Here is an 18,856-nt window from a genome sequence, read left to right on the forward strand (position 1 = left end):
CCTCAAGATGAGATTTCCCAGTATGTAAGACCCCTTGTAGACGACGAGGTAGATAGGTTGGAGGTGGAAGTGCAGCAATGCATGGAGCTGACCAATACTAATCGGTCGAGGGCTTATCCAAAAAATATAAAATGTAGATTCGTTTCGTATCTAGTTTTCAAGTGATCAAACACTTGAATTAAATATTGTTCCCTGATAGCTCAGTTGGTAGAGCACTCGACTGTTAATCGAGTTGTCACAGGTTCGAGTCCTGTTCGGGGAGCCATTATGGAGAGGTGTCCGAGTTGGCCGAAGGAGCACGATTGGAAATCGTGTAGGCGCCAAAAGCGTCTCGAGGGTTCGAATCCCTCTCTCTCCGCCATTATAGTTTGGCCCGTTGGTCAAGGGGTTAAGACACCTCCCTTTCACGGAGGTAACATGGGTTCGAATCCCATACGGGTCACCACTTTAATTATTAGCTTCAGGAATGAGAATCCAAAAGAAAAAATGCTTGCCTTTTTAGTGGTTTATCTGCTAAGATATTAAAAGTGTTTCTTATGGAGGCTTAGCTCAGCTGGGAGAGCATCTGCCTTACAAGCAGAGGGTCGGGGGTTCGATCCCCTCAGCCTCCACCATGTATACTTTAAAGAAAATAAATATTTTTTAATGACGCGGGGTGGAGCAGTCCGGTAGCTCGTCGGGCTCATAACCCGAAGGTCGCAGGTTCAAATCCTGCCCCCGCAATTTATCTCCTTATTTATGGAGATACATAATTGGCCGTGGAACCGTGGTGTAGAGGCCTAACATGCCTGCCTGTCACGCAGGAGATCGCGGGTTCGAATCCCGTCGGTTCCGCCATTTATTTTCTTGAGAGTTTAGTTTGTTGCAATAATACTCTTGATAGAAACAAAATTAGGCTCGGTAGCTCAGTCGGTAGAGCAGAGGACTGAAAATCCTCGTGTCGGCGGTTCGATTCCGTCCCGAGCCACCATGAATTTAATAATAAGCATAAAAGCCGGTGTAGCTCAATTGGTAGAGCAACTGACTTGTAATCAGTAGGTTGGGGGTTCAAGTCCTCTCGCCGGCACCATATGGAGGCTTAGCGAAGTGGCCAAACGCAGCAGACTGTAAATCTGTTCTCGTACGAGTTCGGTGGTTCGAATCCATCAGCCTCCACCAGTTTTATTATAGGGGCATAGTTTAAAGGTAGAACAGCGGTCTCCAAAACCGTTAGTGTGGGTTCAATTCCTGCTGCCCCTGCCATTCGAAATACAGCTTCATATCTTTTATTATGGCGGTCGTGGCGAAGGGGTTAACGCACCGGATTGTGGCTCCGGCATTCGTGGGTTCAAGTCCCATCGATCGCCCCATAACTTATAATGACAATCTTGTTGGGGATTAGCCAAGCGGTAAGGCAACGGACTTTGACTCCGTCATGCATAGGTTCGAATCCTATATCCCCAGCCAGTTTAAGCGGACGTGGCTCAGCGGTAGAGCATCGCCTTGCCAAGGCGAGGGTCGCGGGTTCGATTCCCGTCGTCCGCTCCATTTGATTTCGGCGCCATAGCCAAGTGGTAAGGCACAGCTCTGCAAAAGCTTTATCCCCAGTTCGAATCTGGGTGGCGCCTCCATTAACTTCATATGCGCCCTTAGCTCAGCTGGATAGAGCGTTTGACTACGAATCAAAAGGTCAGGAGTTCGAATCTCTTAGGGCGCGCCATTTTTTTAACTGAATATGCCGGTGTGGCGGAATTGGCAGACGCGCGCGACTCAAAATCGTGAGGGAAACCGTGGGGGTTCGAGTCCCTTCACCGGCATCATAGAGAAAAGCCTTGGAAAATATCCAAGGCTTTTTCTTGTATAGACTAACATTGTACACCGAGCCATCGTTCGTCGTTCGTTAATCCCTCATCCTGCTGTACACTTGCACTTCTCCTTCCAATCAGCCACCTGATGATATCCCGCTGAAAGACGGCCATTATAATTCGTATTGCGTTAATTTATGACTGTATGGTATTTAATTCGTATCATGTTTGTTTTATGTAGGTCATATCCGCATAGATGTTCTCTTTATATGACGTGTCCTCGTAAGATGGGAGTAAGAGGGTGTACAGCAGCCTTGAAAAAGATCCTCTGATCAATCCGTTCGTTATACCATTACTCCCTTTGAACGTTTTCCCCATCCTTGTTTAAAGTTGATAAACCATTCCAGCCGGCTTTACCTGGGCTAAACAGGCTCAATGTTTCTTTAGCTAAGTGCTAAATCCCTTGCTCAGAGCCTCCAACGACTCCCTATCCCAAGCATTGTATAAGTAAACTGCTCATTGAAGTTCCATAGCGTGTTGATCATGCCCTATAAACGGGCAATTGGAGCTGCCAGTGGAGGATGTGGCTGCCGCGTTACATGCAGAAAAGCTTGCTTCGTCTAAGGTCCGAGCCTTCCCCCGACTTAGGTCTAGGATTAAAAACCGTCTTGGGTCCGTTTTGGAAAACCCGGATTGAACCTAAAATAGAGTCATAAGGTTGATACAAACGAAAGGCGGTGACAATGCATGAGAACAAATAAAACTTCTGGTTGGGCGATCGTATTGATCGCAATCGGGGCACTGATGCTCCTGGGAGTATTCGCTCCATTATTCGGCAGGCTGATCGGATTGATCTTCCCGATCCTGATGATCGTGCTCGGCTATTATGGAATTCGCAGAGGTAAGGTGGTCATCGGTACGATTATCCTCGCATTCGGTGTCATGGGACTTCTGGCGAAGCTGTCCTGGATCATCGGACCGCTGCTGGGAATTGCCCTGGTAGTGTTCGGGATTATGCTGCTGAAAGGTAAGAAGTCGTCGAAGTGGATGTAACGGTAACAAAGAATTACCTTTAATAAATACAATCAAACGAATAGGCGATCACAGCTTATAAGGAGGGAGCAAAAACAGATGAGCGTATTTCGCAGGGTACGGGATATCACCGTAGCGACATTAAATGAACGTTTGGAACAAAGTCAGGACCCGGTACGGTTGATCGATCAGTTTTTGGCATCAACGCGTGACGATATTATGGAAGCCGAGAAGCTCGTTCAGCAGTACTCCGCTCACGTGAGACAGCTGAAGCAGCAAGTGGATCAGGCATCCAACATGAAGGAAAAGCGTGAGGAGCAGGCGCTGCTGGCTCTGAAGGCCGGCGAGGATCATCTAGCCAAGCTCGCACTGCAGGAAAAAATAATCTATGAAGAAAAGCTCGAGCAATACGGAGGACTGCTGGATACAACCCGCCAGTCGCTCACCGAGCTGGAAAATCAACTGAACGACCTGAAATTGGAGTACCAAACCGTGTACAGCAAACGTCAATACTACGCGGCACGGATGGAAACCCTCAGACTTCAGCAGCGGATGAATCAGCGCATGGAAGGTTTTGGCGGACAGGATGTTCCCAAGATGTTCAACCGTCTGGAAGACCGCATTTCCGATTGGGAATTTGAAGCACGCAGTCTGCGCGACCTGCGCCGCGGCGGTCAGGAACTGTTCGAGCAAGCCAGCGGAACGGTATCCAGCGTGCTGGAAAGGGAGCTGGCCCGCCTGAAGGAAAAGCTGAACAACAGCGGAAAGGAGTAACGTCATGAGCAAGCTATACCGATCGACCCGCGATAAAATGGTCACCGGTTTGTGCGGCGGTCTGTCCGATACCTTTGGCATCGATTCCACGCTGCTGCGGATCCTGTTTTTGATCAGTATCCCATTTACCGGCGGGACCACGCTGTTCATCTACTTTATCGCGGCTTTGGTCATCCCTAAAGAACCTACGACACCTTTTAATCCATATGGACCGGGACCGGGGGCAGCTGGGGGCGGATACTACGGCAATAGTATGGGGTCCGGCAGCTACTACGGCAACGGTCAGCAAGGCAACGGCGCTTATGGTGCCCAATCTTTTGACCCTAGAGCCAAATACAACGGTTCGCCTTACGGCGGAGGCAGACCGGGCGGATACAGCTCGTCCGCATCCGACCTGGACGCCATGATGGAAGATATCGAGAAGAAAGCCATGAAGAAAGAGCTTGAGGAATTGAAAAAAAAATTATCTAAGTACGAGAAGGGAGAAGTGTAAAACATGGGAGTATTTAAAAGAATTAAGGATATGACGAAAGCATCGGTGAACGAGGTATTGGATAAAGTTGAAGATCCGGTAATTATGCTGAACCAGTATCTGCGCGATATGGAGGCAGAAATCCATGACGCGGAAGTTACAGTAGCGAAGCAAATGGCCAATGAACGCCGCATGAAGCAGCGCGTGGAAGAAGCCGTGAAGATGGCCGGCCAACGTGAGGCACAAGCTGAACTGGCACTTCGTAACGGCCAGGAAGAAGTAGCGCGCAAGCTGCTCGAGGAAAAGATTTATTTTGACCAAAAACTGTCCGAGTACCAAGAACTGCACGCTCAATCCGAGGCACAAGCTAAAGAACTGGTACAGCAGCTCCATGACATGAAAGACGAGTTCTACAAAATGCGCAACAAGCGCAATGAGCTCGTAGCCCGTGCGCAAATGGCGAAAGCCAAAAAGCAAATGTCTCAAATCAGCAGCCTGCATACGATCGAAAGCGGCAGCGCGTCCCTTGGATTCCACCGCATGGAAGAAAAGATCATGCAAATGGAAGCTGAAGCCGATGTGATGCGTGCCCCTTACCGTCCGGAAACAACATCCGCTTTCACCAGCCCGGTCGATGCGGAGAAGCAGCTGAAGGTGGAAGAACAGCTCAGCGCGCTGAAAAGCAAGCTGAACCCGCCGGCTGCCGCTCCTTCCAAATCGAATAAAGAATAAGTATTCAATTCTGCGGACAATATGATATGCTAGGAAGAATGGAATAAGGGCGCGAGACCTCATTCACATCTTCCTGGATCCCGGTGAAGCCATAAGGAGTGTGCCCGTCACAACCCTATGGCTTTTCCGGTCTTACTTTTCCGATAAACCAAGACATCATAAGGAGGTGCGGCATGGAAAAAAGAAATCGCTTCATTGCGCTGATTCTCATCGGGATCGGCCTCCTCATGCTCTTCGGCAGGTGGGTCGGCTTTTTTACCATCGTCGCCCTCTTATTCATTCTTATGGGAATTTATACGATTCGCGGCGGAAAAGTGAAGAGAGGCTACCGTCTCGTTGCGGTCGGAGCCATCCTGCTGCTGATTGATCATTTGCTGATCGTGCTGGGGATTGCGCTGATCTCCCTGGGATGGTTTTTTGTAAAGGCAAGGAAGGTACAGAACCGGGATGGGTACCTGCAGAAGCAGGGATTTTCGGGTCATTACAATTGGGATCAGGTCCCTTGGGCTATGAGAAGCCAGAGCGTCTGGCATGTCATCAACGAAGCCGATCTAGATTTGTCGCTTGCGATCCCCGAGGAACACCGTACGGTGATGATGTTTCAAGGCATCATGGGGGATACGGACATTAAAATTCCGGAGTATTACGGGGTGGAGCTTGAAGTGTTCGTCCTGTTCGGCGCGATCGATTTCAGAGGGCACCGGGATAACGGCTTGATGAACCGTTTGAACTGGAAATCACCTAATTATGAGACCAGCGAATACAAAGTTAAATTCCATATTTCCTACCTGGTAGGAGATGTTGATATTGATCTGTCATAGGAGGAGGGTTCCCTGATGAAAACCAGAAAACCGGCTAATATGGTCTCCCGGAGCATGGGCGAGGGGGCCCTTCTTTCTTTTGTTATGCTCCTGATCATTTTTTACGTACTTTATACATATGGTTATTTGGCCCCGTTTGATTCTTGGCAAAAAACGCTGCAGGCCGGTGCTACGCTGATCCTGGTTCCGATCGGTCTGGGAGCTATCTTCGGGTTCTATCAGAGCTATCGGGTAAAATTGAAGCTGGAACGGCTGCGGGAAACGCTGCTCTCCTGGGAAAAAGGGAACGTCGCCCGCTCCGTACCGGAGCTTGGCAGCGACGAGGTCGGGCGCCTTGGCGAGCAGCTTGGGCGCATCAGCAAAAAGTGGGAGGAGCAGGTCAACTCCCTTCAGCGCTTATCCACGAACAATGCCCAGCTGGCCGAGCAGGCGCGGATATCGGCGATCGTAGAGGAGCGCCAGCGGCTGGCGCGGGAGCTGCATGATGCGGTATCCCAGCAGCTGTTTGCGATATCGATGACGGCGACGGCAGTGGGGAGGACGCTTGAGAAGGATTTTGACAAGGCCCAGCGCCAGGTGGCGCTCATCGAAGAAATGGCCGCCGTGGCCCAATCGGAAATGAGAGCGCTGCTGCTGCATCTCCGGCCGGTCTATCTGGAGGGCAAGCCGCTGGAGCAAGGCCTCGGTGAGCTGATCAAAGAGCTCAAAGTGAAGGTTCCGATGGAAATCGTGTTTGAAATGGACAAAGGCATCCACCTGGTAAAAGGAATCGAAAATCACCTGTTCCGCATCATCCAGGAGGCGATGTCTAACACGCTCCGGCATGCCAAAGCGGATAAGATGGAGATCCGGATTCACCAAAAGAAAGACATGGTCTGGGTCATGCTCCGTGACGACGGCCAGGGCTTTGAACTAAACGAGACAAAACAGGCCTCTTACGGCCTTTCCAATATGCAGGAACGCGTCAACGAAATCGGCGGATCGATCCAAATTATTACGGCGCCCGGCAAGGGTACGCGAATCGAAATTACCGTGCCGATTGTATCTGAAGACAAAGCAGGGAGTGAGGATCTTGGAAATGGAAACACCCTTGATTAAAGTGCTGCTCGTCGATGACCACGAGATGGTGCGGATCGGTCTGGCAGCCGTGTTGGGGACCGAGGACGGCATCGAAGTCGTCGGCGAGGCAGGCAGCGGGGAGGAAGGCATCCGCCTTGCCCGTGAATACAAACCCGACGTCGTCCTGATGGACCTGGTGATGGAGGGCATGGACGGAATCGAGGCGACGCGGCAGCTGCTGAAGCTGTACCCGGACTGCAAGGTGATCGTGCTGACAAGCTATTTGGACGACGAGAAAATGTACCCGGTTATCGAAGCTGGCGCATTCAGCTACCTGCTGAAGACGTCGCGCGCAAGCGAAATCGCCGACGCCATCCGCGCCGCGGCTCGCGGCCAATCGGTCTTGGAATCGCAGGTCGCCTCCAAGATGATGAACCGGTTCCGCCATCCGGAGGTGGAGGCCCCGGCGCACAAGGAGCTGACCGACCGCGAAATGGATGTGCTCCGCCTATTGGCGCAGGGCAAGTCCAACCAGGAAATCGCCGATGACCTCATCATTGGAATCAAAACGGTCAAGTTCCATGTGACGAACATCCTGGCGAAACTGGGCGTAGACGACCGCACGCAGGCGGCGATCTACGCTTACAAGAACGGTCTGGCGGAATAGTTGGGTTGAATCCAAAGCAAATTAGTCCATAGCAGATGAAAAGCCCCTGAGGAGCGGATAGCTTCCAGGGGCTTTTTTGGATCATAATGTGTAAGTTTTGAAGACCGCTAAATCAAAAACAGCAGCCCGAGGGTGGCCAGACTCAGCGCCAGGCCAGCTCCAAAGCCGAATCCATAGCCATACGGATAATAAGGATAGAAGGCGCGGACGGTGGCTTTTTCCGGAGCTTTGGCTACAGGCCCCTTAGCGCGTTTTTTATGGCCGCCCTTTACTTTGGCGCCGTGCAGTTGGGTGCCTTCCGGCCCGTTCAGAATAATATGGCCGTCTTTGCACTCGGTCAGCTTTCCGGTATATACTCTGCCGTCATACATACAGGCAGCGACCATTTTGCCGCAGTGCTGCCGAATATTTTCTTCTGTTAATGGGTAAATAGGGATCATGGAAGTGTGCGAACCTCCCTTATCATTTTTATTAACCAGTGTATTCATGGCCTATGGACGCGGCTATGGTCATTCACCCAATTTCGCCTATCGTTCGGCTTTAGGTATAAACGCCCCGGAAACGGACATCCTTTTAGTAGATTGATAGATTTCCTGGTGAAGGGATGTATGAGGGATGATGGCAGTCCGGAGATGGGCAGGTTTAGGTTTGGCGGTATGCATAGCGGCTTTGGTATGGATGGGGTATTTGTGGTACAGCGCGAATCAGACGTCGGCGCCGTCCCATCAGGATCCGGAAGAATTGCGCACCCTCTTGAAGCTGGGAAATGAAGTGGTAGACGTGCCGCAGCGTCTGGTTGTGAAGTGGCAGGGAGACTGGGAAGCCAACGGAGATCAGGATGCGTACGAGGCGGCTGAGGGGCTGTCCCAATCGCTGAATCTGCCGGGAGTACAGCAGCTGACGGAAGGCGGTCACTTGACGTACCGGGTCGTGGATACGAAAAATGGCGTTAACGTGCGGTTTAACTGGCAGGAGATTTCTGAGGATCGCAGTTATATTATTATTCAACTGGAGGCGGCTGGTAATGAGCAGCTGAGCGCCTTGACCGAACTCCAAACGGAATACGGACAGGCATTGCACGAAAACGGCATCGATGCTGAATGGAATGCTTCTTTGCAGGGAACGGTTAAAGGGGAGCATACTGCCGGTTCGACCATGAAAGCGGTAGAGGATGGCATTTTCAGAAATATGGCGGCGACAAAAGCAGAATCCTACGAGGATGCGACTACGGTCAGCAACGCTTACGAGGTGCCTTCATTGCGGTCCGGCATCCAAAGCGGAGGGAAGGTTCTGAACATGCAGGTGGCGGTTCATGAGGATCAATCGACCGGCAGCAGCCGGGTGACGATCGGGCTTCCGGTCATTACGATTGAGTATTAGACCTGCCTGGCACGCAGAAAGAAATTTTTGATTTACCACGAAGTTAAACGGATAGCATCATGCTGATGAATGTGCTAAAATGACATCAATCATTTTATGCCACCAAATTATGGTGTAAAATCGGGATTTTGAAGAGACCAAAATACGACATAGAAAGAATGAGGAGCCATGACTGAAAATCAAAATCTTGAAGCACTCAAAACACCTGGTGCTGTATTTTTTATTTTCGGGGCAACCGGGGATTTGGCCAAACGCAAACTGTTTCCTGCCATTTATAGTTTGTACCGTGAAGGTAAATTAGCCGAGGATTTTGCGGTCATCGGCGTCGCGCGGCGTCCGCGTACCCAGGAGGAGTTCCGTGAGGACATCTTCCAGTCGATTCAGGAATTTTGCCGTTACAAGGCGGAGGACAACGACAATTGGAAGACGTTTGCGCAGCATTTTGAATATAAGTCCCTCGATATTAACAATGTCGACGGATTCCGTGAATTAAACGAACAGACGGTGAAGCTGGAGAAGCAGTTCGGCATACCGGGCAACCGCCTGTTTTACCTGGCCCTGGCGCCGGAGCTGTTCGGCAGCGTATCGTTTAACCTGCAAAAGGGCGGCATGCTGGATGCCGAAGGCTGGAACCGTCTCGTCATCGAGAAGCCGTTCGGCTACGATCTGAAATCGGCTGAAGAGCTGAACGAACAGATTCGCCAGGTCTTTAAGGAAGAAGAGATTTACCGGATCGACCACTACCTGGGCAAGGAAATGGTGCAGAATATCGAAGTCATCCGGTTCGCCAACGCGTTTTTCGAGCCGCTGTGGAACAACAAGCATATTGCCAACGTGCAGATTACGCTGAGCGAAACCGTCGGTGTTGAAGAGCGCGGAGGGTACTACGACCATGCCGGCGCACTCCGGGATATGGGACAAAACCATATGCTGCAGATGCTGACGATGATCGCGATGGAGCCGCCGAGCCGCCTGCTGCCGGAGGACATCCGTGACGAGAAGGTGAAGGTGCTCCGTTCGCTCCGGCCTTACGAGACAGCGGAAGAAGTGAAGAAGAACGTCATCCGCGGCCAGTACATCAAAGGCTCTGCCCGTGGTAAGGACCTGCCAGCCTATCGTGAGGAGGACAAGGTCGACCCGAATTCCAATACGGAAACGTATTTTGCGGCACGGCTGTTCGTGGATAATTTCCGCTGGGCGGGCGTACCGTTCTATATCCGGACAGGCAAACGCCTCCCGGTCAAAACGACGGAAATCGTCGTGGAATTCAAGAGCATGCCGAACAACGTGTATTTGGGTAAAAAATACAAGCTCGAACCGAACCTGCTGGTTATCCGGGTGAACCCGATGGAAGGCATCTACGTAAAGATCAATGCGAAGAAGCCGGGCTCCGAAAACGAAATCGAGCCGCTCGCGATGGACTTCTGCCAGAGCTGCATGGTCGGCATCAACTCGCCTGAAGCGTATGAGCGTCTGCTGCATGATGCAGCCCGCGGCGAATCGACGTATTTCACCCGCTGGGATGAAGTGGCGTCGGCCTGGTCCTTCGTCGATAAAATCGCCGAAGCCTGGGCGCAAAATCAGGGTGATATCTCTTATTATCCTGCCGGGTCCTGGGGACCAAAGGAAACGGACGAACTGCTGAAAGCGGACGGCTTCCACTGGTGGCCGGTGAACGGCCAGGAAGAGGACAACGTCGTGTGGCAGATTGGCAAATAAAACCGTTGTGCCGGTGCTTGCCTTATGTTTCACTAAAGGACATAGCCTGAAATGAAATCATCCTCATGCAGCCTCTGCATGGGGGTGATTTGCGTAGAGAATGTGATACAATAATAGACATGACTTTAGTGATGAAGGGAATAGTGAAATGAGCAAAGCGATAGATGATACGCTGCAGCAGGAAGTGGAGAAGCGCCGGACGTTCGCGATTATCTCCCACCCGGACGCAGGTAAAACAACATTAACGGAGAAGCTGCTCCTGTTCGGCGGCGCGATCCGGCTGGCTGGTACGGTCAAAGCGCGCAAAGCGAGCAAGCACGCGACCAGTGACTGGATGGAAATCGAGAAGCAGCGGGGGATTTCGGTTACTTCGTCGGTGATGCAGTTCGACTATAACGGACATCGGGTCAACATTCTGGACACCCCGGGTCACCAGGACTTCAGTGAAGATACGTACCGTACGCTGACCGCTGCCGACAGCGCCGTCATGCTGATCGACGTGGCCAAAGGGGTCGAGGCCCAGACGATCAAGCTGTTCCAGGTTTGCGCGAAGCGGGGCATTCCGATTTTTACGTTTATTAACAAGCTCGACCGTGAAGGCCGGAGTCCGTTCGACCTGATGGAGGAGCTGGAGCAGGTGCTTGGCATCCGCTCCGTGCCGATGAACTGGCCGATCGGGACCGGACGCGAGCTGTGCGGTGTCTACGACCGCATGAAGAATCAGGTCGAGCTGTTCCAGGGGAACGACCACTCGACCATTCAGGTACAGAAGGTGGAGGACTATAACGACCCGGTTATCCGTGAGATGGCGGGGGATTACCTGCATGATCAGCTGTGCCAGGATCTGGAGCTGCTGGATGTAGCGGGGGACCAATTTGACCTGGAAAAGGTACAAAAGGGCGAACTGACGCCGCTGTTCTTCGGCAGTGCGATCAACAACTTCGGGGTGCAGACGTTCCTGGAGAACTTCCTGCAGCTGGCCCCGCCGCCGGAGCCGCGCCGCAGCACGGCTGGTTTGATCGAGCCGACGAACGAGAAGTTCTCGGGATACATTTTCAAAATCCAGGCGAACATGAACCCGGCGCACCGGGACCGCATCGCTTTCATGCGGATCGTGTCCGGCAAGTTCCAGCGCGGCATGACCGTCAAGCATGTGCGGGTCGGCAAGGACATCAAGCTGTCGCAGCCGCAGCAGTTCCTGGCACAGGACCGCGACATCGTCGATGAGGCGTATCCTGGCGATATCGTCGGGCTGTTTGATCCGGGCATTTTCCGGATCGGGGACTCGCTGAGCCAAGGCAGCGAAATCGTCTTTGACGAGCTGCCGACGTTCTCGCCGGAGATTTTCTCCAAGGTAACGGTCAAGAACGCCCTGAAGCACAAGCAGTACCAGAAGGGCATCGACCAGCTGACGGAGGAAGGGACCATTCAGGTGTTCCATACGGTCAGCTTCGACGATACGATTCTCGGCGTTGTCGGCCAGCTGCAGTTCGAAGTATTCGAATACCGGATGAAAGGCGAGTACGGCGTGGATGTGCAGCTGCAGCGGATGCCGTACCAGTTCGCCCGCTGGATCGTGGACGACCAGATCGATCCGAGCAAATTCCGCATCAACTCGACGCTGGTGAAGGACAAGAAGGGCAACTATGTCGTGCTGTTCGAAAACGAATATGCGATGCGGACGGCGATGGAAAAAAATCCGACCGCGAAGTTTTTGGAGACGGCTCCTTAAGTCTGCTGAAGCTTCTGTAAAAGGAAATACCCCTCAGCTGTTTACCAGCGGAGGGGTATTTGTCGTTGCGGTAAAAGCACCGGCGTCTTTGTTAAGTCAATGGACCGGGCTTAATCGTCTTGAGGTGCTCATGAGCCACATGGACGAGCTCGTTCTGCTGCTTCGTGTCGATATTTTTCCACATCATCTCAAAGATCGCTCCCAAGCCGGGTAGCGCCTGCTCCGGACCGTCGACAGATCCTTCAATCATTTCACGAAGCTCGGCTTCATTGGAATCATGGACCTTATGGACAATAGCTTGGCGCAGGTCGAGAAGAATTGACATGATCGTTTTCCCTCCAGGCTAAAAGTTTGAACCCTTCACATCAGAGCCGCCCGCTTCCATATTTCGTGCGGACGACATGCCGCTTCCCAGGGCTCAGTCTGAATTGTAATGATATTCTTTAGTAATGTGCCCCGAGGCGAGTGGCAAAATTCAAGTTTTTCACCCGCTGTGATATAATAATCAGGATAGACTTCTTATAGTCGTGGAGGTTAACATATGGCGAAAAAGCAGTACGCCGTCATCGGTATGGGGCGCTTTGGCTCCAGTGTTGCGAACACTCTGAGCGAGATGGGGTTTGACGTGCTTGCCATCGATTCGGATGAACAGCGCACCCAGGCGGTATCCAATATGGTTACGCATGCCGTATCAGCGGATTCAACGGATGAAGAGGCGCTTCGTGCCCTGGGCATCCGCAATTTTGACGTGGTGGTTGTCGCCATCGGCGAAGACATCCAATCCAGTATTTTGACTACGCTCATCCTGAAGGATCTTGGGGTCGGAACGATTATCGTCAAGGCGCAAAATGAACTGCACGGCAAGGTTTTGCAAAAGATCGGCGCCGATAAAGTGATTTTTCCGGAGCGGGATATGGGCATGCGCGTCGCCCACCATCTCACTTCGCCGAATATTTTGGATTACATCGAGATTTCCGAAGACTACAGCATTTTGGAATTAAAGGCTTCGCAGGACATGGTCGGCAAAAACTTGAGGGAGCTCGACATTCGCGCCCGCTTCGGCTGCAACGTCATGGCGATCAAGCACGGTACAAAGATGGATATTTCTCCGTATGCCGATGCCCCGCTGAGCGAAGACGACGTTCTCGTTATCGTCGGCGAGAAAAGCGATTTGACCAAGCTGGAGCTGGCTTATCCGAAATGATCCGATCCTCAGCGCGGGAGGACCTCGTGCTGGGGCAGAGGAGCAGTTTGACAGATGAATCATGAGAAGGACGGTTAAGGATGGACATCATTTCACCGCAAAATCCCCGGGTCAAGGAATGGGCACAGCTGCTCGAGAAGAAGCACCGGGACAAGCAGCATAAATATATCATCGAGGGCATTCATCTCGTGCAGGAGGCGCTGACGGCCGGGGCAGACCTGGAATGCGTCGCGTTTGACCTGGAGCAAGGGATTCCGTCCGAGCTTGCCCACCTGGCCGGCGGGGAATCTGCGGAGTGGATCGGCGTATCGCCTGCGGTAATCGCGAAGTGTACGGATACCAAGACGCCGCAGCCGGTTTTTGCCGTTGCACGGAAGGCCAAGACCGCAGCAGGGCTTGACGCCCTGATGAGCCGGGAGGGCAGCCTGGTCATCGTCCTGGACGGCGTGCAGGACCCCGGCAATGTCGGGACAATCATCCGCAGTGCCGATGCGGCTGGGGCGGACGGGGTCATTCTGGGGCGCGGGTCGGCCGACCTGTACAACCCGAAGACGATCCGCTCGACCATGGGGTCGCTGTTCCATTTACCCGTGGTGGAGGGTGACTTGATGGAGATCCTGCCGGAGGCGAAGCGGAGCGGCGCGCGGGTGATCAGCACCAGCCTGCAGGCGCAGGACACGTGCTACAGCTACGATTTCCGGCAGGGCTCCTGCTGGCTGCTCGTCGGCAACGAAGCCAAAGGGGTGTCGGAGCAGGCGCAGCAGCTGGTGGATGACGCGCTCATCATTCCGATGCGGGGGCAGGCCGAGTCGCTGAACGTGGCGATGGCTTCGACGCTGATGCTGTTCGAGGCGATGCGGCAGCGGCATTTTGCTTGAACCTGCCTGCTCGTGAAAATAAAAATAAAAGGCAATTCCGATCGGTATGCGATGCGGAGCTGCCTTTTTTGCGTTTCGTTACACGCCCGAATAGGCCATAAATCCGCCGTCAACGGGCACCACCGTGCCGGTGACAAAGCCCGAGGTGGTGTCGTCCACCAGCCAGAGCAGGGTGCCCAGCAGGTCTTCCGGAACGCCGAACCGGCGCATCGGCGTGTGGCTGATGATTTTATGGGAACGTTCGGTCAGGGACCCGTCCTCGTTCGTCAGCAGTTTCCGGTTCTGTTCCGTCAGGAAAAAGCCGGGGGCAATAGCGTTGACCCGGATGCCCGATTCGGCAAGGTGAACCGCCAGCCATTGAGTAAAGTTGTTAATCGCGGCTTTGGCTGCGCTGTACGCCGGCACTTTGGTCATAGGACTGGGTGCGCTCATGGAGGATATGTTCAGCACAACCGCGCCGGGACGGCCGATCATCTGCCCCGCAAAGACTTGGGTCGGAATGAGGGTGCCGATCATATTGAGGCCAAGCACGTTCTGGAATCCCTGGATGCTGAGATCAAAAAACGTCGTGATCCCTGGCTGTCCAAGGTGCTCCGGCTTATAGATCTCTTCCGTCGTGTTAGCACTGGGATGATTTCCACCCGCTCCGTTAATCAGGATGTCGCACGGGCCGAAGGCCTCACGGACCTGGCGCTCCGCCGCCTGCACGCTGCCGGGCTCCATCACGTCGCAGGCTACGGCAAGCGCCTGACCGCCCGCCTCGCGGATTTGCCGGGCAACGGCTTCGCCCTTTTCCGCCGTCCGGTTCAAAATCGCGACCTTCACCCCTTGGCGTCCGAGCTCCAGCGCCATCGCGCTGCAGAGAACCCCGGATCCGCCGGTAACAACAGCTGTTTTTCCGTGCAGGGCAGGGTGGTTAGGCAATGCTTTCATGCGTATCCCTCTTTTCTGCGGTAGGTTGAAGCTTCTGGTAGGCGTCCCACAGCCCCCAGAGATACATAATACCCATGGCGCGGTCATACAGGCCGTATCCCGGCCGACACTGCTCGCCCCATAAATGTCTGCCGTGGTCCGGGCGGGCGTAACCAGTAAATCCGGTGTCATGATATGCCTTGACGATGCCCGCGATATCGACGGTGCCGTCCTGCGTCCGGTGCGAAGTCTCGATAAAGTCGCCGTTCTCATACACGCGCACATTGCGGATATGGGCAAAAGGAATCCGGTCCGCAAACTCATGGATCATAGCGATGATGTCGTTGTCCGGATTGGCCCCCAGGGAGCCGCTGCACAGCGTAATGCCATTGGACGGGCTGTCCACAAGGGAGAGCAGACGCCGCAGGCTGTCCTGGCCGGTAATAATACGCGGCAGCCCGAAAATCGGCCATGGCGGATCGTCCGGGTGGATGGCCATCGTAATGCCGCAGCGCTCCGCGGTTGGAATGACCGCCTCCAGGAAATAGGCGAGATGGTCCCATAGATCCTCTGACGTCACACTCCGATAGGCCTCAAACAGGGAGGTCAGATGCGCAAGACGTTCGGGTTCCCAGCCGGGCATCGTCAGGGAGCTGTTCTGGTTGATCGTCTGCACAAGGTCGAACGGGTCAATGCCGTGGATTTTGGATTTTTCAAAAAAGAGTGCCGTGGAGCCGTCCTCCAGCCGCTTGTAGAGTTCCGTCCGGGCCCAGTCGAACACCGGCATAAAGTTGTAACAAATCACTTTCACGCCGGCCTGCGCCAGCTTTTCGATCGTTTTGACGTAATTGTCGATATACTTGTCCCGGGTCGGCAGGCCCAGCTTAATATCCTCATGGACGTTAACGCTTTCCACCACGTCAATATGAAGGTGATGTGCTGCAGCTTGATCCCGAACAGCGATGATCTTCTCCATCGGCCATTCGTCTCCGGCCGGGACGTCATGAAGCGCCCACACGATCCCTTCGACACCGGGAATTTGTTTGATATGATCCAGCGAAACCGTATCATTGCCTTCGCCGAACCAACGGAATACCATACGCAATCCCATACACCGCCTTGTTCATTATGTTGTTTTGCAGAAAGAAGCTGCTGCCATTTCATCGGCACCATTGCCGGTACCGATATGGCATTGGCATGCTCCGGCGGCCTTGCTACACAGGCCAGCATGACTTACTTGAAATATTCCGGGTAGCGCTGTTTCAGGACCGGGAGGTTCGAAATGCTGAGGGTTAGATGCTCCTTCATGATCCGTTCGGCGAGGTCCGCATTCCGGCTGCGGATGGCTTGGATCATTTCCCGGTGCTGCTCAAACAGGTTCCCCCAGTGCGGATCCAACGACAGCCATAACACGCGGGTGCGGTTCAGATGCGCGTTCATCTGCTGAATGACGTTCCATGTGCCCATTTTCCGGACGCCCTCAAACAGGATTCGGTGAAAAGCCTCGTCGAGCTCAAACATTCGCTTGCCGTCAAGCTGCTTCATGCTCTCCTGCTGCATCACGAGATTGTTCTCCATCTCCTGCAGCTTGTCTGCGGGAAAGGACTCGCAGGCGAGACGGATGACGGCCTTCTCCAGCTGCTCGCGCATGAACCGGGCTTCCTCCACCATGTCCGGATCGATCAGCGAGACACGGGTTCCCCTTTGAGGCAGCACCAGCAGCAGGCCTTCCTGGGCCAGGCGTACGAAGCTCTCCCGAACCGGCGTCCGGCTGACGTGGAAGGTCAGGGACGTTTCTTTCTCGGACAGGGCCGTACCCGGGGGAAGCTCCAGGCTGACAATTTGCTGCTTGAGCTGTTGGTACACGAGATTTCCGGCTGAACCGGATTGGAGCATAATTTCATCCATTTCATGGATACCTCCTGACACTTCCATACTACCATACAAGTATGGCAGACGAAATGAAAATTTGCAGCTGACCGGCCTGGATATTTGAATGTAACAATATAATGCAGGCCCATAGGATTCGGCAGGTTCTACAAGCTCTGAAAACCCGTCATGGTACAGGTTTGAGAGGCGGGTATAGGACAGAAAAAAGCCGGCGGACAAGTCCGTCGGCTTTTTAATCTGGCAGAGCGCTGCAACGATCGTGCGGGCATGAATCTTCTGTGTACATGGTGGTAGTTCGGCTAGCCGCAGTTTTCCGGAGTTACAGCGTTCGGTTATTTTACCGGCTGCGTAATGATCCGGTCCACGATGCCGTATTCCAGCGCTTCCTGGGCGGTGAGGAAGAAGTCGCGATTGGTATCCTTCTCAATGCGTTCGAGCGGCTGTCCGGTTCTCTCCGCGATAAAATCGTTGATCTTGCTTCGCAGCTTCAATATCCGGCGCGCCGTGATATCGATATCGGCAGCGGGGCCTTGGGCTCCGCCGAGCGGCTGATGCAGCATGAACTCGCTGTTGGGGAGGGCATAACGCATGCCCTTTTCCCCGGCAAGGAAGAGCACCGCACCCATGGATGCGGCAAGGCCCATGCAGATCGTGGTGACCTTCGGCTTGATGTAGTCCATCGTGTCCAAAATGGCATAGCCTGCCGAGGTAGAGCCCCCTGGGCTGTTGATATACAGGGATATATCCTTCTCCGGATCGTCGGCGGCCAGGAACAGCAGCTGTGCGATGATGCTGTTGGCCACCACGTCGTTCACTTCGGAACCGAGAAAAATAATCCGGTCCTTCAAAAGGCGCGAATAAATATCATAGGAACGCTCGCCAAGTCGGCTTTGTTCCACAACGTAAGGAATTGTGTTCATGTTCATGGCCTCCTTTATATGGGAAGGCACAAGGATCTACGCCGCACAGCGCAGGGACATACCCGTTCCGGAGGACATCCGTGTCCGGCCGAAACCGACCACGGGGGCCCGGTCCGTTGCCGGCTGCAGAGCTTCCATCAGCGGCTGGAGCAGCTCAGGCTTCTCCTGCCGGATGGCGGTCAGCAGGATATGGCGAAACTCCTCCTGCTCGACGTCCTTCCAGTGCGGGTCCGGTGAAATGGTTTCGCCGGTGTCTCCGCTGAGGTTGCGGCGCGCCCTGTGCAGCAGTGATTTGACTGTCGTTTCATTCAGTTCCAGCATGCTGGCGATATCCGACACCCGGCTCTCAAACACGTCCTTCAGCACGAACACCAGCAGCTGCTTTGGCGTCAGCTTCTCCATTAAGGTGTCGAGCCCGGACAGAAGCGTATCGATCGGGTGATCGGTTGATTGCAGCTCAACCATCGGTTCGGCCGACTCACGCGACCTTTTACGGACGAGATCGATCCAATGGTTGCGTGCAATGGTCATCATAAGCGGCAGACTGGGCTGCCGCGGAGAAGACGGGTCTTTCAGGCAGAAGCGCAGCGTTTTATCGATGGTGTCATGTGCTAGATCTTCGGCATCCCAGCGGTTGCGGGTGACGCTCAGGCAGAATTTTTTCAAACTTGGGTACAGCTCCGAAATATCCTCGCGATGATATCCGGTGTCATGGAATTGACGGATTAACATGTTAATCACACTCCTGTAGAGGCCTCTATAGAAATAACGTTTGAACAGGGGGAAAAGGATACGGGATGCTCATTTTTCAAAAAATATTATGCTAAAAGGGGATAACGATCTTCTTCTAATGTTGATACCAGTATAACAAAATACGTAA

At 53.5% G+C, this 18,856-nt stretch carries 19 protein-coding genes, 16 tRNA genes and 1 rRNA gene; 29 read left to right on the forward strand and 7 right to left on the reverse strand.

Annotation, left to right across the window (positions count from 1 at the left end):
• From KI379_RS00005 to KI379_RS00120, 24 genes are all read left to right on the forward strand, one after another.
• Positions 1-121, forward strand: a 23S ribosomal RNA gene (locus KI379_RS00005); the annotation flags it as partial.
• Between the two features lie 68 nt (positions 122-189).
• A tRNA-Asn gene (locus tag KI379_RS00010) sits at positions 190-265 on the forward strand.
• 4 nt (positions 266-269) lie between these two features.
• A tRNA-Ser gene (locus tag KI379_RS00015) sits at positions 270-361 on the forward strand.
• Positions 362-370: 9 nt separating this feature from the next.
• A tRNA-Glu gene (locus KI379_RS00020) sits at positions 371-445 on the forward strand.
• A gap of 93 nt (positions 446-538) precedes the next feature.
• Positions 539-614, forward strand: a tRNA-Val gene (locus tag KI379_RS00025).
• A 35-nt stretch (positions 615-649) separates the two neighbouring features.
• A tRNA-Met gene (locus KI379_RS00030) sits at positions 650-723 on the forward strand.
• A gap of 37 nt (positions 724-760) precedes the next feature.
• Positions 761-837, forward strand: a tRNA-Asp gene (locus KI379_RS00035).
• 57 nt (positions 838-894) lie between these two features.
• Positions 895-970, forward strand: a tRNA-Phe gene (locus tag KI379_RS00040).
• Between the two features lie 23 nt (positions 971-993).
• Positions 994-1,069, forward strand: a tRNA-Thr gene (locus KI379_RS00045).
• Positions 1,070-1,072: 3 nt separating this feature from the next.
• Positions 1,073-1,158 (forward strand) — tRNA-Tyr (locus KI379_RS00050).
• 10 nt (positions 1,159-1,168) lie between these two features.
• Positions 1,169-1,242 (forward strand) — tRNA-Trp (locus KI379_RS00055).
• 31 nt (positions 1,243-1,273) lie between these two features.
• Positions 1,274-1,349, forward strand: a tRNA-His gene (locus KI379_RS00060).
• Between the two features lie 22 nt (positions 1,350-1,371).
• Positions 1,372-1,446 (forward strand) — tRNA-Gln (locus tag KI379_RS00065).
• A gap of 6 nt (positions 1,447-1,452) precedes the next feature.
• Positions 1,453-1,527, forward strand: a tRNA-Gly gene (locus KI379_RS00070).
• Between the two features lie 9 nt (positions 1,528-1,536).
• Positions 1,537-1,610, forward strand: a tRNA-Cys gene (locus tag KI379_RS00075).
• Positions 1,611-1,622: 12 nt separating this feature from the next.
• A tRNA-Arg gene (locus KI379_RS00080) sits at positions 1,623-1,699 on the forward strand.
• A gap of 17 nt (positions 1,700-1,716) precedes the next feature.
• A tRNA-Leu gene (locus KI379_RS00085) sits at positions 1,717-1,796 on the forward strand.
• Positions 1,797-2,531: 735 nt separating this feature from the next.
• Positions 2,532-2,837: a LiaF transmembrane domain-containing protein gene (locus tag KI379_RS00090; protein WP_076175192.1), complete on the forward strand. Its 306-nt coding sequence runs from the start codon at positions 2,532-2,534 to the stop codon at positions 2,835-2,837.
• A 78-nt stretch (positions 2,838-2,915) separates the two neighbouring features.
• Positions 2,916-3,590 (forward strand): PspA/IM30 family protein, encoded by a 675-nt coding sequence (locus tag KI379_RS00095; RefSeq protein WP_076175189.1) that lies wholly within the window; start codon positions 2,916-2,918, stop codon positions 3,588-3,590.
• A 4-nt stretch (positions 3,591-3,594) separates the two neighbouring features.
• Positions 3,595-4,083: a PspC domain-containing protein gene (locus KI379_RS00100; RefSeq protein WP_089549872.1), complete on the forward strand. Its 489-nt coding sequence runs from the start codon at positions 3,595-3,597 to the stop codon at positions 4,081-4,083.
• 3 nt (positions 4,084-4,086) lie between these two features.
• A complete protein-coding gene (locus KI379_RS00105; protein ID WP_076175185.1) occupies positions 4,087-4,794 on the forward strand; it encodes a PspA/IM30 family protein in 708 nt (235 codons plus the stop codon).
• Between the two features lie 173 nt (positions 4,795-4,967).
• Complete coding sequence (gene liaF / locus KI379_RS00110) at positions 4,968-5,615, forward strand: cell wall-active antibiotics response protein LiaF (RefSeq protein WP_076175183.1); 648 nt, start codon at positions 4,968-4,970, stop codon at positions 5,613-5,615.
• Between the two features lie 15 nt (positions 5,616-5,630).
• Entirely contained in the window at positions 5,631-6,713 is a 1,083-nt protein-coding gene (locus KI379_RS00115) for a sensor histidine kinase (RefSeq protein WP_212982315.1), read from the forward strand.
• The gene (locus KI379_RS00120) at positions 6,694-7,341 is read left to right on the forward strand and encodes a response regulator transcription factor (RefSeq protein ID WP_212984569.1); all 648 of its coding nucleotides are present in this window, start codon (positions 6,694-6,696) and stop codon (positions 7,339-7,341) included. The genes KI379_RS00115 and KI379_RS00120 overlap by 20 nt, the downstream gene beginning before the upstream one ends.
• Before the next feature lie 107 nt (positions 7,342-7,448).
• On the opposite strand, the gene KI379_RS00125 is transcribed toward KI379_RS00120, so the two are convergent.
• Positions 7,449-7,781 (reverse strand): hypothetical protein, encoded by a 333-nt coding sequence (locus KI379_RS00125; RefSeq protein ID WP_105442008.1) that lies wholly within the window; start codon positions 7,779-7,781, stop codon positions 7,449-7,451.
• A gap of 175 nt (positions 7,782-7,956) precedes the next feature.
• On the opposite strand from KI379_RS00125, the gene KI379_RS00130 reads away from it, so the two are divergent.
• The 3 genes from KI379_RS00130 to KI379_RS00140 all read left to right on the forward strand — a co-directional run bounded on the left by KI379_RS00130 (position 7,957) and on the right by KI379_RS00140 (position 12,172).
• Positions 7,957-8,721 carry a YwmB family TATA-box binding protein gene (locus tag KI379_RS00130; protein ID WP_212982317.1) on the forward strand — a complete coding sequence of 255 codons (765 nt, stop codon included), beginning with the start codon at positions 7,957-7,959 and terminating at the stop codon, positions 8,719-8,721.
• 168 nt (positions 8,722-8,889) lie between these two features.
• Positions 8,890-10,440: a glucose-6-phosphate dehydrogenase gene (zwf, locus tag KI379_RS00135; protein WP_076175175.1), complete on the forward strand. Its 1,551-nt coding sequence runs from the start codon at positions 8,890-8,892 to the stop codon at positions 10,438-10,440.
• A 148-nt stretch (positions 10,441-10,588) separates the two neighbouring features.
• Complete coding sequence (locus tag KI379_RS00140; protein WP_076175173.1) at positions 10,589-12,172, forward strand: peptide chain release factor 3; 1,584 nt, start codon at positions 10,589-10,591, stop codon at positions 12,170-12,172.
• 91 nt (positions 12,173-12,263) lie between these two features.
• Here the strand turns inward: KI379_RS00140 and KI379_RS00145 are convergent, their stop codons facing one another.
• On the reverse strand, positions 12,264-12,497 hold the full coding sequence (locus tag KI379_RS00145) for a small acid-soluble spore protein SspI (RefSeq protein WP_076175171.1): 234 nt from the start codon (positions 12,495-12,497) through the stop codon (positions 12,264-12,266).
• Positions 12,498-12,713: 216 nt separating this feature from the next.
• Here KI379_RS00145 and KI379_RS00150 point away from each other — a divergent pair, with 216 nt between their 5' ends.
• On the forward strand, positions 12,714-13,376 hold the full coding sequence (locus KI379_RS00150) for a potassium channel family protein (RefSeq protein WP_076175169.1): 663 nt from the start codon (positions 12,714-12,716) through the stop codon (positions 13,374-13,376).
• Between the two features lie 80 nt (positions 13,377-13,456).
• The gene (locus KI379_RS00155) at positions 13,457-14,254 is read left to right on the forward strand and encodes a TrmH family RNA methyltransferase (RefSeq protein WP_212982319.1); all 798 of its coding nucleotides are present in this window, start codon (positions 13,457-13,459) and stop codon (positions 14,252-14,254) included.
• 78 nt (positions 14,255-14,332) lie between these two features.
• Here the strand turns inward: KI379_RS00155 and KI379_RS00160 are convergent, their stop codons facing one another.
• From KI379_RS00160 to KI379_RS00180, 5 genes are all read right to left on the reverse strand, one after another.
• Positions 14,333-15,187, reverse strand: coding sequence for an SDR family oxidoreductase (locus KI379_RS00160; RefSeq protein WP_089549876.1), 855 nt, complete (start codon positions 15,185-15,187; stop codon positions 14,333-14,335).
• Entirely contained in the window at positions 15,171-16,271 is a 1,101-nt protein-coding gene (gene uxuA, locus KI379_RS00165; protein ID WP_212982321.1) for a mannonate dehydratase, read from the reverse strand. Before uxuA ends, KI379_RS00160 begins: the two co-directional genes overlap by 17 nt.
• Before the next feature lie 128 nt (positions 16,272-16,399).
• Positions 16,400-17,074 (reverse strand): GntR family transcriptional regulator, encoded by a 675-nt coding sequence (locus tag KI379_RS00170; RefSeq protein WP_089549878.1) that lies wholly within the window; start codon positions 17,072-17,074, stop codon positions 16,400-16,402.
• Between the two features lie 314 nt (positions 17,075-17,388).
• Positions 17,389-17,982 carry an ATP-dependent Clp endopeptidase proteolytic subunit ClpP gene (gene clpP, locus KI379_RS00175; RefSeq protein ID WP_256993080.1) on the reverse strand — a complete coding sequence of 198 codons (594 nt, stop codon included), beginning with the start codon at positions 17,980-17,982 and terminating at the stop codon, positions 17,389-17,391.
• A gap of 30 nt (positions 17,983-18,012) precedes the next feature.
• On the reverse strand, positions 18,013-18,708 hold the full coding sequence (locus KI379_RS00180) for a sigma-70 family RNA polymerase sigma factor (RefSeq protein WP_212982323.1): 696 nt from the start codon (positions 18,706-18,708) through the stop codon (positions 18,013-18,015).
• Positions 18,709-18,856: the final 148 nt, after the last annotated feature.

Origin of the sequence: Paenibacillus cineris (genome assembly GCF_018333335.1) — a bacterium.
In the GTDB taxonomy this organism is placed as follows: domain Bacteria; phylum Bacillota; class Bacilli; order Paenibacillales; family Paenibacillaceae; genus Paenibacillus_AQ; species Paenibacillus_AQ favisporus.

Excerpts from the sequence above, each read along its gene's own strand:
- KI379_RS00105 (WP_076175185.1), top strand. The coding sequence starts at position 4,087 with ATGGGAGTATTTAAAAGAATTAAGGATATGACGAAAGCATCGGTGAAC.
- KI379_RS00100 (WP_089549872.1), top strand. The coding sequence starts at position 3,595 with ATGAGCAAGCTATACCGATCGACCCGCGATAAAATGGTCACCGGTTTG.
- KI379_RS00140 (WP_076175173.1), top strand. The coding sequence starts at position 10,589 with ATGAGCAAAGCGATAGATGATACGCTGCAGCAGGAAGTGGAGAAGCGC.
- KI379_RS00180 (WP_212982323.1), bottom strand. The coding sequence starts at position 18,708 with ATGTTAATCCGTCAATTCCATGACACCGGATATCATCGCGAGGATATT.
- liaF (WP_076175183.1), top strand. The coding sequence starts at position 4,968 with ATGGAAAAAAGAAATCGCTTCATTGCGCTGATTCTCATCGGGATCGGC.
- KI379_RS00150 (WP_076175169.1), top strand. The coding sequence starts at position 12,714 with ATGGCGAAAAAGCAGTACGCCGTCATCGGTATGGGGCGCTTTGGCTCC.
- KI379_RS00170 (WP_089549878.1), bottom strand. The coding sequence starts at position 17,074 with ATGGATGAAATTATGCTCCAATCCGGTTCAGCCGGAAATCTCGTGTAC.
- KI379_RS00120 (WP_212984569.1), top strand. The coding sequence starts at position 6,694 with ATGGAAACACCCTTGATTAAAGTGCTGCTCGTCGATGACCACGAGATG.
- KI379_RS00090 (WP_076175192.1), top strand. The coding sequence starts at position 2,532 with ATGAGAACAAATAAAACTTCTGGTTGGGCGATCGTATTGATCGCAATC.
- KI379_RS00115 (WP_212982315.1), top strand. The coding sequence starts at position 5,631 with ATGAAAACCAGAAAACCGGCTAATATGGTCTCCCGGAGCATGGGCGAG.
- KI379_RS00095 (WP_076175189.1), top strand. The coding sequence starts at position 2,916 with ATGAGCGTATTTCGCAGGGTACGGGATATCACCGTAGCGACATTAAAT.
- zwf (WP_076175175.1), top strand. The coding sequence starts at position 8,890 with ATGACTGAAAATCAAAATCTTGAAGCACTCAAAACACCTGGTGCTGTA.
- KI379_RS00130 (WP_212982317.1), top strand. The coding sequence starts at position 7,957 with ATGATGGCAGTCCGGAGATGGGCAGGTTTAGGTTTGGCGGTATGCATA.
- KI379_RS00155 (WP_212982319.1), top strand. The coding sequence starts at position 13,457 with ATGGACATCATTTCACCGCAAAATCCCCGGGTCAAGGAATGGGCACAG.
- clpP (WP_256993080.1), bottom strand. The coding sequence starts at position 17,982 with ATGAACATGAACACAATTCCTTACGTTGTGGAACAAAGCCGACTTGGC.
- KI379_RS00145 (WP_076175171.1), bottom strand. The coding sequence starts at position 12,497 with ATGTCAATTCTTCTCGACCTGCGCCAAGCTATTGTCCATAAGGTCCAT.
- KI379_RS00160 (WP_089549876.1), bottom strand. The coding sequence starts at position 15,187 with ATGAAAGCATTGCCTAACCACCCTGCCCTGCACGGAAAAACAGCTGTT.
- KI379_RS00125 (WP_105442008.1), bottom strand. The coding sequence starts at position 7,781 with ATGATCCCTATTTACCCATTAACAGAAGAAAATATTCGGCAGCACTGC.